The 18,300-nt window shown below is 43.0% G+C and carries 14 protein-coding genes; 2 read left to right on the forward strand and 12 right to left on the reverse strand.

Annotation, left to right across the window (positions count from 1 at the left end):
• Window positions 1-112: 112 nt before the first annotated feature.
• A complete protein-coding gene (surE, locus tag FW759_RS09420; protein ID WP_446442815.1) occupies window positions 113-961 on the reverse strand; it encodes a 5'/3'-nucleotidase SurE in 849 nt (282 codons plus the stop codon).
• A gap of 671 nt (window positions 962-1,632) precedes the next feature.
• Here surE and FW759_RS09425 point away from each other — a divergent pair.
• Both FW759_RS09425 and FW759_RS09430 read left to right on the forward strand, forming a co-directional pair.
• Window positions 1,633-1,980, forward strand: a complete 348-nt coding sequence (locus FW759_RS09425) for an MCR_0457 family protein (protein ID WP_446442816.1) — start codon at window positions 1,633-1,635, stop codon at window positions 1,978-1,980.
• A gap of 604 nt (window positions 1,981-2,584) precedes the next feature.
• Complete coding sequence (locus FW759_RS09430; protein ID WP_443504772.1) at window positions 2,585-3,751, forward strand: D-alanyl-D-alanine carboxypeptidase family protein; 1,167 nt, start codon at window positions 2,585-2,587, stop codon at window positions 3,749-3,751.
• 96 nt (window positions 3,752-3,847) lie between these two features.
• On the opposite strand, the gene FW759_RS09435 is transcribed toward FW759_RS09430, so the two are convergent.
• From FW759_RS09435 to FW759_RS09485, 11 genes are all read right to left on the reverse strand, one after another.
• Entirely contained in the window at window positions 3,848-5,770 is a 1,923-nt protein-coding gene (locus FW759_RS09435) for a sensor histidine kinase (protein ID WP_446442817.1), read from the reverse strand.
• A 190-nt stretch (window positions 5,771-5,960) separates the two neighbouring features.
• Window positions 5,961-7,382: a ribosome biogenesis GTPase Der gene (der, locus tag FW759_RS09440; protein ID WP_062844072.1), complete on the reverse strand. Its 1,422-nt coding sequence runs from the start codon at window positions 7,380-7,382 to the stop codon at window positions 5,961-5,963.
• Window positions 7,383-7,827: 445 nt separating this feature from the next.
• On the reverse strand, window positions 7,828-9,036 hold the full coding sequence (bamB, locus tag FW759_RS09445; protein WP_446442818.1) for an outer membrane protein assembly factor BamB: 1,209 nt from the start codon (window positions 9,034-9,036) through the stop codon (window positions 7,828-7,830).
• Window positions 9,037-9,121: 85 nt separating this feature from the next.
• Window positions 9,122-9,919 carry a YfgM family protein gene (locus FW759_RS09450; RefSeq protein ID WP_446442819.1) on the reverse strand — a complete coding sequence of 266 codons (798 nt, stop codon included), beginning with the start codon at window positions 9,917-9,919 and terminating at the stop codon, window positions 9,122-9,124.
• Between the two features lie 95 nt (window positions 9,920-10,014).
• Window positions 10,015-11,304, reverse strand: coding sequence for a histidine--tRNA ligase (gene hisS / locus FW759_RS09455; RefSeq protein ID WP_446442820.1), 1,290 nt, complete (start codon window positions 11,302-11,304; stop codon window positions 10,015-10,017).
• A gap of 135 nt (window positions 11,305-11,439) precedes the next feature.
• Window positions 11,440-12,555, reverse strand: coding sequence for a flavodoxin-dependent (E)-4-hydroxy-3-methylbut-2-enyl-diphosphate synthase (gene ispG, locus FW759_RS09460; RefSeq protein ID WP_062844068.1), 1,116 nt, complete (start codon window positions 12,553-12,555; stop codon window positions 11,440-11,442).
• A gap of 85 nt (window positions 12,556-12,640) precedes the next feature.
• Window positions 12,641-13,453 (reverse strand): helix-turn-helix domain-containing protein, encoded by an 813-nt coding sequence (locus FW759_RS09465; RefSeq protein WP_446442821.1) that lies wholly within the window; start codon window positions 13,451-13,453, stop codon window positions 12,641-12,643.
• Window positions 13,450-14,385, reverse strand: coding sequence for a type IV pilus biogenesis/stability protein PilW (gene pilW / locus FW759_RS09470; RefSeq protein WP_443530305.1), 936 nt, complete (start codon window positions 14,383-14,385; stop codon window positions 13,450-13,452). The genes FW759_RS09465 and pilW overlap by 4 nt, the downstream gene beginning before the upstream one ends.
• 244 nt (window positions 14,386-14,629) lie before the next feature.
• The gene (gene rlmN / locus FW759_RS09475; RefSeq protein WP_443508716.1) at window positions 14,630-15,859 is read right to left on the reverse strand and encodes a 23S rRNA (adenine(2503)-C(2))-methyltransferase RlmN; all 1,230 of its coding nucleotides are present in this window, start codon (window positions 15,857-15,859) and stop codon (window positions 14,630-14,632) included.
• Window positions 15,860-16,185: 326 nt separating this feature from the next.
• A complete protein-coding gene (gene ndk / locus FW759_RS09480) occupies window positions 16,186-16,617 on the reverse strand; it encodes a nucleoside-diphosphate kinase (RefSeq protein WP_446442822.1) in 432 nt (143 codons plus the stop codon).
• A 322-nt stretch (window positions 16,618-16,939) separates the two neighbouring features.
• Window positions 16,940-18,229: an adenylosuccinate synthase gene (locus tag FW759_RS09485; protein WP_446442823.1), complete on the reverse strand. Its 1,290-nt coding sequence runs from the start codon at window positions 18,227-18,229 to the stop codon at window positions 16,940-16,942.
• Window positions 18,230-18,300: the final 71 nt, after the last annotated feature.

Consider the following 18,300-nt stretch of genomic DNA (forward strand, 5'->3'; position numbering starts at 1 on the left):
TTAACTGTTATACCGTTTAGTATTGAGTAAGTACCACCATGATAATTTTATAGCCGGTACTCTTTCTCAGCGTTCGCTATCAATAAGGCTGTACATATCTGATATCGTCCATCTACAGAGCCAATGCCGAAAGTCTATCCAAAGCGGCACCTGGCGTATGATGTAGGCGTACGGGCGACAAACTAATGTAACCTGCTGCCACCGCTTCATCATCTGTCAATGGTATAGCAAATGACTGATCTTTTTGGTCTAGCTCATCTTTAGCAGATAGTGATACACTTTCACTGTCTGCGAGCACTTCAGGTGGGGCTTTACGTAAAGACAACCAATAAGCATCTCGCCCGCGTGGGTCAATCAAGGGATGTACAGGACGTGCAACTTTCCTGTGACCCAAAGACGTTATTTTTCGGCCTTTGATATCATCGACGCGCCCAACATCAGGAATATTAACGTTTAATACGTGATAGGGCAAATTTTTACACTCACTCAATATCGAGGTTTCTACCAACAACTTAACAATTTCATCGGCAGCTATTCGATAATGACTGGCTTCTTCTTGCTGACTTCCTTTACTACCACCGCCCACTAGTGAAGTTGCAATTGCTGGTATCCCAAAAAGCTGCGCTGTTAACGCTGCGCCAAATGTACCAGAAAATAATACATCTTGACCAAGATTGGCCCCTGAATTGATACCTGTAAGCACACAATCAAATGGTGTATCACGATATAACTCATGCAATGCTAAATAAATACAATCGGCAGGTGAACCATTAATAGCAATAAATCCTGAATCTAGCTGATGCGTATGTAATGGCATTGAAATACTCAATGCACTAGCACAACCACTATGCTCCGTCATTGGCGCGACCACCACGACCTCTCCGATAGTAGACAGTGCCTGATATAAGGCCAATAAACCTGGAGCGTACACTCCATCATCATTACTGATTAAAAATTTCATTTGTACTCAATATATTTATAGTTGACCGCTCGTCCACTTCTGAGTTTTATCATCATAGAATTGCTATAATCTGACCTGCAAGCAGCCGTAGTAGACTTCTACGGATTTTGATAAATAATCATTAACCCGATTTGTCAAAACAGCTACTACCAGTAAAGTTAGCTCAAAATCTAAGAAAAAACAATTGCACAAACCTTGTAATACAGCCTTCTATTTGCTCGAAAAGGTCATTTCAAAACCCCTATTAGAGCGGATTATACCTGAATAGTCGGTTCACACGAACCCTGTCTGCATTTAGAGTTTTTTGATATTCTGAGTCTCAACAATGCTTTTTTGGTGACCATAGTGTGCTGATAGCAGTAAAATGACGAGGTATAACGTTACAATAGGCAATAACCTACAACAATGTGGACAGTTGCTTTTATACTGAAGTAACGTAGACATATATGCTACTGGTATGTTGCTAAAATAGGGCTCTGGCTCACAAGATATCTACACATAAATCAATATTTTATGTGACTTTTGTTTTTTTACCCATTAACATATGACCATTAAATAAAGATAAGTGAGTGTAATACTGAATGAAAAATCAATCGATATTATCTATAGCTTCTGTAATAGCAAAGACCGCATCAAAAGTTGGTTTTGCAGGACTGATAACGTCTGTTGCCATGTTTTCTCAAGCTTCTCTTGCCGCAAATAATCCTGCGACAACTATCCCCTTAGACATGTCTGGTATCAACATAACCAAACATGAAATTGCGGTTATGCAAGTGCTCTCAGAGATATGTCCACAGATGCTCAACGGTAAGCAGAAGCAGCGTTTTTACAAATCTTACAATGTTCAGCTTCATGAATTGATGCCCTCTTTAGAAGACCCAAAAGCAGCTATCCAATATCTGTCAACTCAGCAAGATTACCGTCAAATTCTACAAGGTATTCGTGGCTGGACAATGGGATTCTCAAAGCAAGAGAATAAAGCATTGTGTGAAGACCTAGCGGATGCTCAATATCAATAACCACAAGTAACAAGTAACAAGTAACAAGTAACAAGTAACAAGTAACAAGTAAGCTTTATCAAGAATATGTTTTGATGGGCTTACCTGTATCGCTCTTAAGATGTCTTCTTAGAATGCATCATGACCCGCTTCTAAAGAATAATGCCTACTAGAATCAACGACAATAAAACAATGGCATTATGAACTTTTAAGCGCTAAGTGATACGATAGATCAAATAAACTCGATACTGGTTTGTTGAGTTTACTGAATCAAAAGCTTGCTGTATGTTCGTTTTCAATAATGGACAACACAGCAGGCTTTTTTGTGGTTGTCAGATTTTGCGTATTAAAATACGGTAAACTCTTAGTAAGAGTAAACGTTTGATAACTATTAGACTTTGTTTTTAATTTGGTTCTTTTTTTTGCATTAACTGATTCCCCATCGGTTGGCATTTTGCTAAGATAAGGCGTTAATTTTATGTCTATCGCTTAATCATTATTACTCTCTCTCATGATTTATTTTGCAACAGAATTGTTGATTCTTGTTGTCTGAAATAATGGCTGAGCGTCAATGTTATGCATAAGCGATAGATACATTTGGTTTCATGATGCGGTGTAACGATATATGACAGTAAAGCGTGTAAAAAACCAGTTCATACAACTGGTAGTTGGTGTAAGTATCTCTATGAGCGCAGTGATGGCAAACGCAGCCATTCAGCCACCTGAGATGGATAATACCGCTTATGTATTAATGGACTTCAATACTGGCGAGATTTTGGCACAGAAAAACGCCAATGAGTCACTTCCGCCAGCGTCTTTAACAAAAATGATGACCAGTTATATCATTGAGCAACGCTTAGCATCAGGTGATCTCAAAGAAGACGATCAAGTATTAATGAGTAAAAATGCTTGGTGCCGTGGCAGTAGCAGTCAGTCTTGCATGTACGTACCGGTAAATAAAACGGCCAGTGTCATCGATATGCTACGCGGCATTATCATTCAATCTGGTAATGATGCTTCAAAAGCAATGGCAGAACATATCGCTGGTAGTGAAGCCTCATTTGCTATATTAATGAATGAGCAAGCAGAAAAGATTGGTATGACCAACTCGCATTTTGTCAATTCGACAGGCATGCCTGATGAAGGCCACGAAGCATCTGCCTTAGATTTGGCAAAGCTTTCTCGCGCTATCATTAAAAACAGCGGTGAATATTACAGCATTTATTCTGAAAAAGAATTCACTTATAACGGTATCACGCAAGGCAACCGTAATGCTCTACTAGCCACTGACTCTACGGTTGATGGTCTAAAAACAGGACATACAGAAGCTGCTGGCTATTGCCTAGCTGCCTCAAGTAAGCGTGACGGTATGCGCCTCATTTCTGTCATTATGGGCACAGAAAGCCAACAAGCTCGCGCCGATCAGTCACGTGAGCTGCTTAACTGGGGTTTTGGTCATTTTACAACAGTCACCAAAGCGCCTGCTGGACAATTCGTTAGCAAGATTCCAGTATGGTTTGGTGAAGCAGACGAAATGGAATTGGCAACTGGTGACAGCTTGCAAATTCTAACCACCAAAACACAAAAGAATAAAATCACCACTGTGGTTGATATTCCTGAAAGCTTGGAAGCACCAATCAAAAAAGGTCAAGAAATTGGCAAGATGATGGCCGTTATTGATGGTAAAGCAGTTGCTTCAGTGCCTATCGTAGCGACGAGTGATATCGAGCAATCAGGCTTTATGAGCCGCACGTGGGAGCACGTAGTACGCTGGATAAAAAATCTGCTTTAAGCGAATGCCTATTCATTTAAAAGCTGTCTAGCAAATTACTCATTTGATAAAACAGTTTATCTCATAAAAAAGACGCCTCTATGTTGGGCGTCTTTTTTATGTCCATACCAACCAGCGCTTAAGCAAGTCACTCAATGCTTTATCCTTATAAGTCGAGCTTTGACAATAATCAACGCCCGCTGCTTTTAAGAAGCGCTCAAAACTGTCTAATTGTCTTGCTTGGTGCTGAGGGTACCAATATATCAATAACGCACGATGCTCACTTTCAGATTGACGGATTTTTTTTGCCAACAGCTCAGCTTTACTGGGAGCGACCCCTTCGGCAAACATGACCATATCAACCTTTCTCATATTAATATCCTCTAGCACCAGTTGTTCATGCTGACGATAAATAACCGTAGCTCCCAAACGCTCTAACTCTTTTCCTAAAGAGCCAACCTCATGAGAGTAGTAGTAAATAATGGTCTTTTTAGCCAAAAAATGCTTCTGTCGAGACTGATTCTGACTGGGCATTGCTACAGTCAGTACAAACTCCGTACCTACCCCTAATGTACTCTCTACTTCTATCGTAGCGTCCATAAGTTGTGCCATTTGCTTAACGACTGGTAAGCCCACCCCTGACCCTTCATATTGACGAGTCTTTGAAGAATCCACCTGAAAAAATGGATTAAAAATATCATCAATATAATTGCTATCGATACCAATGCCTGTGTCTTTGACACTGATTTGCCAACGATTACTTTTATCAAAATGGGTCAATTGTGAGGTAATTATCACTTGTCCCGCTGGCGTAAATTTAATTGCATTACTAAGAAGGATAGCTAGTATCTGTTGTATTTTCTCAGCGTCACCTTCTAAATTATAGTCTATGTGATGGATATGACTGATTAATGTAAGCCCTCTTTTTTGAGCAATAGGTTCAAATGTCGCCAATAGATCCGCTAGCAACTGTAGAGGTTTGAACTCACTAAAAGTGACATTCATTTGACCTCTTTGTATTTGATTCAGCTGAATAATATGATCAAGCGATAGTACTAGCTTGTCGCTACCATTTCTAATAATTTGGACAGCATCTTTTTGCTCTATATTTAGAGTTTCATGGTCTAACAGTTGTAAGCCACCCACAATGGCATTCAGTGAGGTTTTTAACTCATGTGTGATCATGCTTTGAAAGTTATGAAGCTGCACATCGAGAGAGATATCTTTTTTATGTAGTTGCTGCTCAAAAACCGCAATCTCCTCATACTCTTGTCGCGATTTCTGTAAGCGGCTAAACAATTTAATAAATGTCTGTTTGATCTGTAGCAATTCTTGGAAATCGAACTGTTGAGAAATGGTGGGTAGTTGTTTAAGATCTGAGGTTTTCAAAACAATGTCACATGCGTCAGTCAGTGTCTCTATATCTCTAATAGGCCAATTGAGTTTGCGCAGGATATAAAAGGCACCAAGCACAGTCAGTATAGTAGCAATCAGCCAATATAGTATTATATTTTGGAACCAATATAAGCGCATTTTATCTACATCCAACGTGATGTTGATGTAACCCACTAAGGCACTGTTATCGGCGGCTGATGAGATACCTCGATTTGATAGAGCCGCATCTAACTGCTGACTGGCGTCTGACGCTCGAGGCGCTCTATCGTTACTGATGTAGTTACTAACCACTGGGTAGTTGAAGCTGACTGTGTCTGCAAATAAAGCATTTTTCCAATCGCCACTGGATTGATTAAGCCCATCAATTGGCTGAGGCGTTGAATAAAATAAAATGCTTTTGATGCTGGGTTCACTGTTTAGCAAAAACGTCACTTGCTGTGCCACGATATCTGCGCTATCAGCTGTTGAAGCGCTTATGGTTAATAAAGTAGCAAATTGCTGGATATTGTGGCGCTTCTCTTTATAGTGATGCAATAAACCATAAATAAAAGAGAACAAAAAGCCTGCCAGCACCGCAAACATGATGGCTTTGATGACAGAACGCCAGATAAGTATAGAGATAGTTTTGGAAGGACGGTTGTTCATATCACTCAACTGAGTCAAGACAACTTTTATGTATATTACAGGTATTTTTGAGATGTGATAAGCGAAACTTGTAGATATTTGCCTAGTTTATCTCATGACAGACAAAACTATGGTAGTAAAGGGGCGTTTTATTTACTTTACCGTACTCTGCGGCACGATAAAGTAAATAAACCGTTAAAAAACCTACTAATTAGCGTGGTTTTTTATCTTTGGTAGTGAATTTTTTCGCTCGATTGCGCTCACGTTGACGCAGCTGCTGCGTTTTGGCCTTGGTTGGCGTATCGCTTTTGGTTGCGTAAGGGTTATCATTTTGCTTAAAGATAACGTTAAGCGGCGTACCTTCCAGCTTAAATACTTGGCGGAACTGGTTCTCTAGGTAACGCTGATAGCTCTTAGGAAGCGCGCTGGTTTGATTACCATGGATCACAATCACAGGTGGATTATGACCACCAATATGAGCGTAGCGCAGTTTGATGCGACGACCAGCTACCGTTGGTGGCGGATTGGCTGTAACAGCATCTTGTAAAATTTGGGTCAAGCGATTGGTTGATACTTCAAACATTGAAGATTTATAAGCGCGCAAGATAGACGGATATAAGTTGCCAACGCCTGTACCATGTAGCGCTGATATTAGATGCACTTTCACATAAGGTATAAAGTTGAAGCGGCGATCCATCTCAATTTTAATATAGTCTCTTTGATCCTGCGTCAGACCATCCCACTTATTGATCGCAACTACCAAGGCACGACCAGCATCCAGTGCGTAACCAATCATATGCAAATCTTGATCGACAATACCCTCATGAGCATCAATCACAATAACGGTCACGTTTGAGTCTTCAATCGCTTGTAATGTTTTAATAACCGAGAACTTTTCTACTTTTTCATCGATTTTTCCACGGCGACGTACGCCAGCTGTATCGATCAGTACGTAGTCTTTACCATCGCGCTGATAAGGAATATAGATACTGTCACGTGTGGTACCAGGCATGTCAAAAACAACCACTCGGTCTTCGCCCAATAGACGGTTGACCAATGTAGATTTTCCAACGTTTGGACGGCCAATGATGGCAAGCTTGAGACCTCTAGGCTCTACGATATTCTCTTGCGCAGGCATATCTGCGGTCAACACTTCAAGCAAGTTCCCGACACCGCGTCCATGACTGGCAGCCATTGGATACGGCTCGCCCAATCCTAACGCATAAAACTCAGCAGGCGCGGCATCATGTACGCCGTCAACTTTGTTGGCAACGACGTAAACAGGTTTGCCAAGGGTATGTAAGAACTTACCGATTTCGGCATCGGCACCAATCATACCAGCACGGGCATCCACGACAAACACGATAATATCGGCTTCATGAATGGCTGTATGGGATTGCTCAGACATGTAATCGTCAATGTTACCACTACCGTCATCTGCTTCACCAATACCACCAGTGTCAACTACGATGAAGGATTTGTCTTCATAAGTAGCATCGCCGTATTGACGGTCACGAGTCAGTCCTGACAAATCAGCAACCAATGCCTGCCGACTTTTTGTGAACTGATTAAATAAGGTAGATTTACCGACGTTTGGACGACCAATTAAGGCGACCACAGGCTTGATACTCATGGGTTACTCTCAGTGAAGGGCACAATGACGGACGGTACAGTGGCTCTGATAATAGTAGCGACAATGCTGTACTTGACCGTAAATTAAAATGAATGATAAAAATAAAACAATAGCAAAAATGATAGTGGGTTATATTGCGATTAGCAATTAGTATATAGGCCGTCTATATTATATATAAACACGCTACTCAGTCCAAAATAAAAGGCCTACCCTTGAGGTGGCGTTGTTTTAAAATGAATCGACTACCCTACCATATATGAATCACGCCTACGGCGTATCGGTCGCATAGAGTACGCGAAAGCCTGCGTTTAAACAAGCAGTTTACACAAAGCACTAAACGCTGACCAAGCAGCGTTTATATCTACATTTCACAATATTATCATCAATTAATTGGCTTTCTAAGGGTAGTAAAACAAACTTATTGGTTCACTGCCGGCCAAAAAATTTAGCGCGCCAACTGCCAAATAGCCACTTGACCTGAAGTACTTTGTGTCATCAAACGACTGCCTTGTACTTGCAAGCTACTCAAAGCGCCTTTGGTCTCCACGCGGCTAACGATTTTTCCACTGGCTGGGTCAAATAGATGCACAACTCCATCCAAATCACCAACGGCAATATAGTTTCCAATCATCACAGGGTTGGTTAGATGACGGTACGCCAACTCTTCACTTTCCCAAAGCATCTCACCCGTATTTCTATCATAGGCTGCAACTTTACCGTCTAAGCTTGTTGCGATGACTTGTTGATTGTTTACCGCAAGTGATTTTAAGCTCGCCATGTCTTTAACAAACATCACTTGACGCGAGGCCAAGTCAATACCGAGCAACTGGCCACTGTAGCTGACAGCGAACAACTGGTTTTTATCCACGATAGGCGTACCATCGACATCGCTCATACGCTCGACTTCGCTACTACCTGTGCCAACGCCGACGCGTCTTGACCACTGCGGCAAACCACTGTCAGTTGTCACGGCATGCAGGCGTCCATCAGCCGTCGCTAATAGTGCTGTTTTACTGTCTAATAACGTTGGGGCCGCACTACCACGTACACTGATAGCAGGTACTTGTGTAGCAAACTGCCATACAGGTTGGCCAGTTTGTAACGACAATCCATGCAAAAAGCCATCATTTGCAGAGAGAATCACACGGTTATTGGTGATAAGTGCTGACGTTAACACTGTGCCTGACAACTGCTGCTGCCAGCGTTTAGCACCAGTCGTGCTGTCAAACGCCATGATCTGACCATTACGCGTACTTACAATTGCTGTTTGACTCAATGCGTCTAGCGCCACACCGCCCGTTATTTGGTCGCCTGCTTGGACTGACCATACACGTTCGCCCGCACTGTTAAAGCCCATTAAATCACCGCCACGTGAAGCAGTAACGATCTGTCCATTGGCATAACCCACTTGCAAGTCTAGCGGATCTTTTTTGCTGGCTTTTTTATTACCAACATCAGTACTAAACACAGGTTGTAGAATACTGATAGGTTGCGCAATTTGCACCAATTTTACTGGCTCATTGACTACCGGCTTGATGCCACGATTACACCCAATCACTGCAGTGCTCATTACTGCCAGTACTGCTACATGCATAGCCGTCGTTTTGAGGGTTTTGGCTTTAAATATTTTGCTAGAGCGAATAGATTGAGTCATTATAGGTTCTCACTACAAATAAATTATTAATAATTAAGTAAAGCGCCAATGCTATTATTAGTCAATAGCGCTCATTACTATACAATTACGGTGTAACCTCGGCAGCAGCATTTTGTGCAGCGCCATCTTGTACCAATGGCTGTTCTGGTGCCGCTGACTCTTGAATGAGGCTTGCTTGCTCATCGATAGGCTCAGGCACAATCCCCAAACTCTCCATCTTTAACGCCAATACTGCCCGCGTTTCCTGACGATTGCGTAACAGCTCCCAAGCATTATTGTACGATTTAACGGCTGAGTCTTTGTTGTCTTGCGCCAAATAGATATCACCCAGTAATTCTTGTTGACTCGGCTCAAACGAGCTTGGCATGTCTTTACTGGCTTCTGTCAATGCACCGTCTGCATCACCTGCGGCCAACAACGTCGCTGCATAGCGCAAACGCGTGATTGCTTCTAAACCTGCATCACCCAAGTCGATTGTCAGTGCTTTTTTGAGTGTTTCGCCTGCTTCTGCAAACTCATCATTATCGACTTGTTGGCGAGCTTTAATCATTAGCGCCTGCCAAGCATAGACAGAATCTCCATGCTTACTCACTAGCGCATCGATATCTTTATTAAGTTGCGTACGACTCTGTGTCAGTGCGTCTTGTGCCTCTGCTTCTAAATCTGGGTTTTGCGAGGCCAAACTGACCTCTTCGTTTAGTCGCTGTATGTCTGCATAGTGATCCGCTGCCACGGTATCTACCCGCGCATGGTTATTCTGCCAATAGGTCCAGCCAAAATAAGCGGCCAGTGCCAATAGAATCGCAGTGACAATATAGCTGCCATATTGCTTTAACGCTTGCATTGAATTGTCTGCATTTGGCGAATTAGGTGTCAGAGCCATACATATTTACCTGATAAAATTGATATTAAGTTGCTGCTGCGAGCGTCAACGCCAATAATATATTGGCGTTGACGGTTGACGCGATGAATGAACACTCAGTTGCGAGAAAAATTGTCTTTGTTTACAAGCCAATCTTGTGCAACTGTTTTTTGCTCACCTGTCTGCATGTCTTTAATGCTGATGGTATTATCATCGAGCTCTTGTTGCGCGATAATAACCGTCAATGCAGCGCCTGACTTATCGGCTTTTTTCATTTGCGCTTTTAGACTTGTCGCACTTGCCATTTTGACTCGTATGTCTGGACGGCTATAACGCAGGCCTTGCGCATAACCAATACCGGCGCTATACACTTCTGGATGCGCAACCACGAAAACATCACAGGCTGGCACGTCAGTAATTGGTGCCACGGCTTCCATCAGCAGTAATAAACGCTCAAGCCCCATGGCGAAGCCAACCGCTGGCTCGGATTTAACAGGCTTGCTGCCATCCGTACCTATAGACTTTAATTGTCCTACCAGACCATCATAACGACCGCCTGCACATACCGTGGCTTGACTACCAAGCTTGTCCGTGACCCACTCAAAAACTGTTTTGTTGTAATAATCTAGCCCGCGTACCAAGTGTGGGTTGATGTCAAACTCAATACCAAGCGCGCTTAGGTAACTTTGCACTTGCTCAAAATGTGCCAGACTCTCTGCCTCTAAGAACTCAGCAAGCTTTGGCGCATCTGCCAATATCGCCTGCGTACTTGCCTCTTTACTGTCTAAAATACGGAGTGGATTGGTGGTTAAGCGGCGTTGACTGTCTTCATCAAGCTGATCTTTTTTATCCGTCAAATAAGCAACTAACGCTTCGCGGTATGCATGACGCTCACCCAGCTCACCTAAGCTGTTTAGTTGCAAACGCATCTCATCTCGTAGACCCAGCTCTTGCCACATCAAATGCGTCATCGCAATCAGCTCAGCATCAGCGTCGGGCAATGCACTACCGAAACTCTCTACACCCAGCTGGTGAAATTGACGATAACGCCCTTTTTGTGGACGCTCGTAACGGAACATTGGACCGATATACCACAATTTAGGTGTATCACCACGCAATAAGTTGTGCTCGATGACAGCGCGTACTGCCCCTGCCGTTCCTTCAGGACGCAATGCCAATGGCGTTGGTGGCTCAGACTTGTCAGTAAAGCTATACATCTCTTTTTCAACAATATCTGTTGCGCCGCCAATAGCACGGGCAAATAAGTCTGTCTGCTCAACAATCGGCAAACGAATATGTTCATAACCGTATCTGCCAAGCACATTCGCCAATATCGCCTCTAAATGCAGCCACTTTGCAGACTGTTCTGGCAAAATATCATTAAACCCTTTAATCGCTTTAATCATGGTACGGTCATATCCTTAAAATTTCGAACAAGTGTCTCTATTATTGTTGTTTTTGCTCACAGCTGAGCGTCATTTTCCATGGAGCATTGAGTCAATACTACGGCGCTATTATCAGCCACCATATGGTATCTCGACCTATTTGACTCGTATAATCTCATTCTCGCGCTTTTTGGCCAAATCTTCTGCATGAGCTCGCACCATGCCTTCTATCTCATCAACCAAGTTATTGGTATCGATCAAATGGCTTTTATTGCCCATGCGATATACCAATGATTTTGGCGCAGCCCCCACAATACCAATATCAGCTTCTTTGGCTTCGCCTGGACCATTAACCTTACAGCCAATCACAGATAGATTCAGCGGCTCACGAATGTCCTCTAGACGCGACTCCAATGCAGTCATGACTTTGATCACATCAAACTCTTGACGTGAACAGCTTGGACAAGCAATGAAGTTAACGCCATTAGAGCGAATATTCAGTGATTTTAAAATATCAAAGCCGATTTTGATTTCTTCTTCAGGCTCAGCGGCAAGCGAGATACGAATGGTATCACCAATCCCGTCTAACAATAAACCGCCAAGAGCAATCGCAGACTTTACAGCGCCTGTACGATATACGCCTGCTTCTGTGACGCCCAAGTGTAGTGGATTGTCAATTTCTGCCGATATCAAGCGATACGCATCCATAGTCAAAAACACATTGCTGGCTTTGACAGATACTTTGTATTGGTCAAAATTCAAACGTTCTAATATATCAATATGACGCATCGCTGACTCAAGCATCGCTTCGCCAGTTGGCTCAGTGTATTTACGCTGAATATCTTTTTCGAGCGAGCCTGCATTGACGCCAATACGAATAGGAATATTGTAATGCTTGGCACACGCAACCACTTCACGTACTTTGGCATCGCTACCGATATTGCCTGGATTGATACGTAAACAATCCGCCCCTGCTTCTGCAACAGCCAATGCAATTTTATGATCGAAATGCACATCGGCGATTAGTGGTACGCTGACCAATTTGCGAATTTCACCAAAAGCTCTGACAGAATCCATGGTTGGCGTCGATACACGCATCAAATCAGCACCTGCTTCAACGCAGCGCTCAATTTGTGCGACCGTTGCTGCCACATCACAGGTATCTGTATTGGTCATGCTTTGTACACTAATCGGCGCATCACCACCAATCGCGACATCACCGACATATATTTTTTTGGTAAGACGACGGTTAATAGGCGCTGACGTTGACATAGACTAACCCTTTATTTGGAGCGAAAAAACAAAGAAAAAATACAATAACGAGAGCTTTTAATAGCTGGCAAGCACAGCGCTACCGTTAAGGCGCAAGCTCAAAGCTGGCTTTTTTATCAGTGGCGTAAGTGTCCAAAGCAACTGTTTCTTGATCAAGCATTAAGCTGACATTATCGATATTGTCAATTTGCACATTAAATGGTGGCGTACCTGACAAATTATAACTACCAGAGGTTTGGGCACCTGTCATAAGATCATTACCAGCGGCATCCATAATCGTCACGTTGGCTGTATCAGTCACGGTGACGACTAAAGCAGCTTCACTTGCATTGGCATCACCCAAATTGAGTGCCGAGCCCGAAGAGCCAATACCACTAGTATTGCTGATCGCCGCACCTTGCGCTTGTTCGCTGGCTGAAATGTCTTCGACTGTAGATACAGGCTCTTCATTGTGTTCTTTACTTGCATTACTGACCATACGGAATAAAAATACGGCTAATATAATAACCCCAATAACCGCTAAAATCAGTAAAGGATTGAAACGAATACGATTGTGCGTGTCACGCTGTAATGTACCCATTGGACGCAGCGGCGTGTCTGTACTATTTGACGCTTGCACCTTCAGTTCATTAGGATAAGCAGCATCAAAGCTGCTAGCAATCTTTATCGGATCCAAGCCCAAATATTTGGCATAATTGATGGCAAAACCACGCGCAAACGCTGGTTGTGGCAAATCAGAGAAATTCTCATTCTCTAAAGCTTGCAAATGACGCTTCAAGATAAATAGCTCAGCCGCTGCCTCATCTATACTGACTTTTTTATTTTTACGGGCTTGCTGCAACGTAGCACCAAATGATCCCTGAGCGTTAGATTGAGTGTTTGATGATGGGGTGGTCATTTCCATGGTGCCTCTGGATTATTAAGCCAAATCTTAAGTTGTTTTGCTTCATCACTTAGTGGATAAGCGGATAAAAGTTGCTGTGCCAATTGCTGGCGGGTTTTTATGTTATTTTGCGCAGCAGCCAGTTTAATGCCTTGCATTAGCAAGCGCGGGCTAATACCTTGCCCCTGTACCAATATCAATGTTTCATCATAAAGCCTTTGTGCTTGTGGGACACGCTGTTGCTCCAGCAACAAATCTACCAGCTCGATATGAGCAATGATACTATTTCGATTGCCATCGAGCGCACGTAAAAAAGCTTTAGCAGCAGCATCGCGCTCACCCAGCTGAAGGTAGGTACGCCCTAAGTTCTCCAAAGCGCCAATACGACCTTCATACCCTAATGCAGCACCTGCAATCTCAAACTGCGAAGCAGCCTCACGATAGCGTTTGGTCTGTGACAAATAAACGCCATAATTATTGTTGGCTTGCACAAACTCTTTATCAAGCATAATCGCTTTTTTAAAGTATTGATCGGCTTTTTGAAGATTGATGCTGCTGCCCTCTTGTTGCAGCAAAACGCCCATCATATCATAGGCTGGCGCGTAACGGCTATCAGCAGCAAAGGCTTTTTCAAGCTGCTGCTGTGCCGTATCAAGCTCGTTTTTTCGGATATATTGCGCGGCAAGTGAGGTACGTACGCGGGCAATTTCTTGTTTGTCTAAGTTACGGTTGTCGTTGGGACGCGTTGACGTTTGATAGGAAGTACTACCAGTCAAATCGTTGGTAGGCGTACTTTGGCAACCAGCCATTAGCAGTCCTGCTAGGGTTGTCGCCAGTACCATACGCTTTGGCAACGCTGTTTGAACTGTCACTATATGTGACGCTTTATAATCTTGAGAAAATGGTTTTTGATATTTGAACTGACAAGAATTTTTAGAAGTCATCATAGCCGCCATCATAAAACTGTGATTCAGTGCGTTCGATCCTCGAGGCATCAGTTTAATAGATTTAGCCCCTATAAGTACAATTTAGTTGTGATTAATTGCTGTACTCTGCATTACTTGTCATTATTGATACATTTTTATTACCGTTGTGATAGATAGAAGACAACTAATATCCTATATCGGTTATTTATCAGTGGCTATGGGTACACAAAGTACCCTTTTAGATTATGTAGTGCACAAACACGTCTTAAACACTTTCACGGTCTTTGATACTTTGTTGCCAAGCCGCCGAGCGGCGAGTACGATCAGCGACCTGCCCTACTAATTGGCCACAAGCGGCATCGATATCATCACCACGAGTTTGGCGAATGGTACAAACAAAACCAGCTTCACTCAAGATATTGCTAAACGCATGGATACGGTTGTTGCTTGACTTATCATACGGCGCATGCGGGAACGGATTGAATGGAATCAGATTGATTTTGCTTGGCAACCCGTCCAACAAGGCAACCAGCTGCTTTGCGTGCTCATTGCTATCATTGACACCGTCAAGCATCACATACTCAATCGTCACATGTTTTTTGTGGCGCGGATTGACGTCATAGACGTAGTTTTTTGCAGCAGCGATCAGCTCATCTAACGGATATTTTTTATTAATAGGCACTAATTCATTACGCAACTCATCATTAGGTGCATGTAATGAGATAGCCAAAGCCACATCAATGTCTTGTGACAACTGATACATTTTTGGTACGACGCCTGACGTCGATAACGTCACACGGCGCTTTGACAAGCCATAAGCATGGTCGCTCAGCATGATTTCCATTGAACCAACCACTGGTTTGTAGTTCAATAGTGGCTCACCCATACCCATCATTACAACATTGGTCACGTTATTTTCCCATAAACTGTGGTCAACGTTTTCTAAACTGTCATTTTCATCTGTCATATAAGAGGCATTGGCAACCCAAAGCTGACCGATAATTTCAGCCGCACTCAAGTCACGCTCAAACCCTTGTTTACCTGTACTACAAAAACTACAGTCTAGTGCACAGCCCACTTGTGAAGAGATACACAATGTCTTGCGGCCGTTCAACTTACTATCATCTGCTGGAATCAATACGGTCTCAACCAACGAGCCGCCCGTCACTTCAAACACCCATTTGCGCGTGCCATCATCACTGTACTGACGGTGAATCACTTTAGGTGGAACGACACACGCATTGAGTGATAATTTGTCACGCAATGATTTGCTCAAATTGGTCATTTGCTCAAAATCTGTCACGCCATGCTGGTATATCCACTTGATAACCTGAGTGGCACGAAATGGCTTCTCGCCGATACTCTTGAAGTAATCAGCAAGTTGCGCTTGGGTCATGCCGAGTAGATTGGTTTTTGCCAGCGCCTCATCTACCAATTTGATGCTATCTGTAAGCTTCGCAGGAATATGCTGGGTCGGTGTTTGTACAGTTGACATAATAGGTAACCTTTTTGCATGAACGTGAATGATCGATGCAATTATTAATATAAACGTTGCTGTATGCGATGCATGAGCAATCCGTTATCAGCGCAGGCTTTATTGATTCGTATCCTAGATGATAAAAACTCAATAAAGTTATACTGCTAAGGGATTGATAACGCTAGTGAAATATAATAATGAGGGAGAAAAGCACTAATTTCAATGAAACCAGTCATTATTATAATCGTTAAAACGGCTTATACCCATAAGATATAAGCCGTTTTACGAAACTAATTATTAATAAGGACTAAATCAAACAATAGCCATATCAATAATTGCCGCTATCAACGCGTACGTGCACATACTTCATCATCATTGAAGAAATAGCTGATTTCACGTTTGGCTGATTCAGCTGAATCTGAACCATGAACAGCGTTTTCATCGATGCTGCTAGCGAAGTTTGCACGGATAGTGCCTTCAGCGGCTTCTTTAGGGTTGGTTGCACCCATGATTTCACGATGCTTAGCGATGGCGTTTTCGCCTTCTAATACTGATACCAATACTGGGCCTGACATCATGAACGATTTTAGATCATTGTAAAACGGACGCTCTGCGTGCTCTGCGTAAAAACCGCCTGCTTTTTCATCATCAAGTTGTAGCATTTTTGCTGCAACGATTTTTAGACCAGCTTCTTCAAAACGGCTGTAGATAGCGCCGATGTGGTTGCCAGCAACAGCGTCAGGCTTGATGATAGATAGAGTACGTTCGTTAGCCATGAAAAGCTCCTAATAAATAATAAATGAAATAGTTACTGCTTTGTTTTGTCTGTAGCCACTATATTGGCATGTCTCGATTCAATCGACTTATGGCTTGGCAATCAAAAAAATGAGCGCCAACTTGGCCAATATAGGATTGCTGCCTATTATAATGATTAAGACTACAAATGATAGGGTTAATTTATGATTGTATCTTGCATAAAAGTAAACTCGGTAGGCACAAACTGCCCATAAAGTCATGATATCTCACACAAACAAAAACCCCAGTGCTCGGCACTGGGGTTTTTGGAGTCCATATATATGGACCTCAACGTAAATATTATTACGCGTCGTATGGGTCACGTAATAAGATTGTCTCAGAACGATCAGGACCCGTTGAGATAATATCAACAGGACAACCGATCAAATCTTCGATACGCTTGATATATGTCTTAGCGTTTTCTGGCAGATCATCATAGTTAGTGATACCAACCGTTGACTCACTCCAGCCTTGCAGCGTCTCATATTTTGGCGTGACTGACTCATAAAATTCTGCATCGTGAGCACCTGCACACTCAGTTTCTGGTAGGTTATAACCCACACCAATGAGCAACTCTTCTAAACCATCCAATACGTCAAGTTTGGTCAAGCAGATACCAGACAGTGAATTCAGTACTACGGCACGGCGTAATGCTTCGGCGTCAAACCAACCACAGCGACGCGCACGACCAGTCGTTGCACCAAACTCATGACCAACTTTGGCCAAATGCGCGCCAACGTCATCGAACAATTCGGTTGGGAACGGACCACTACCAACACGGGTGGTATAGGCTTTGGTAATACCAAGTACGTAATCTAAATATAATGGACCAATACCTGTACCCGTTGATACGCCGCCAGCGGTTACGCTTGAGCTGGTTACAAACGGATAAGTACCATGATCGATATCTAGTAGAGTGCCCTGAGCACCTTCAAACATCAGGTTTTTGCCAGCAAGACGTAACTGATTCAAATCTTCAGTAACATCAGTGACCATACCAGTGATTTCAGCTTTCCACTCTTGGCAAAGCTTAAACGTTTCATCAAAATCAATTGCGTCGACTTTGTAATACTGCGTTAATTGGAAGTTGTGGTATTCGATTAGGTTACGTAGCTTTTCTTCCAAATCTTCACGGAATAAGTCAGCAAGCTTAATGGCGCGACGAGCCACTTTGTCTTCGTATGCAGGCCCAATGCCACGACCTGTGGTACCGATTTTGCCAGTACCGCGCTTGGCTTCACGTGCTTGGTCAAGCGCGACGTGATACGGCATGATAAGTGGGCAATTAGGTGAAATACGTAGACGCTCACGGACTGGCACATTGTTGTCTTCAAGCTCTTTCATTTCTTTCAATAATGCGTCAGGTGCTAACACCACGCCATTACCGATAAAACAAGTGACGCCTTCACGCAAAATGCCCGATGGGATTAAATGTAGGACAGTGGTTTTGCCATCGACAACCAAAGTATGGCCTGCGTTGTGACCGCCTTGAAAGCGAGCAACTGCTGATGCTTTTTCGGTAAGTAAATCAACGATTTTACCCTTACCTTCATCGCCCCATTGGCTACCCAAAACTACGACATTCTTACCCATGATCAATCCTTACCTTTATGTATTGAGGTGTGCAATAATGGTTTAAAAACCACGATAATTTTAATAACAGT

It is taken from the genome of Psychrobacter sp. 1176_08, assembly GCF_052850615.1.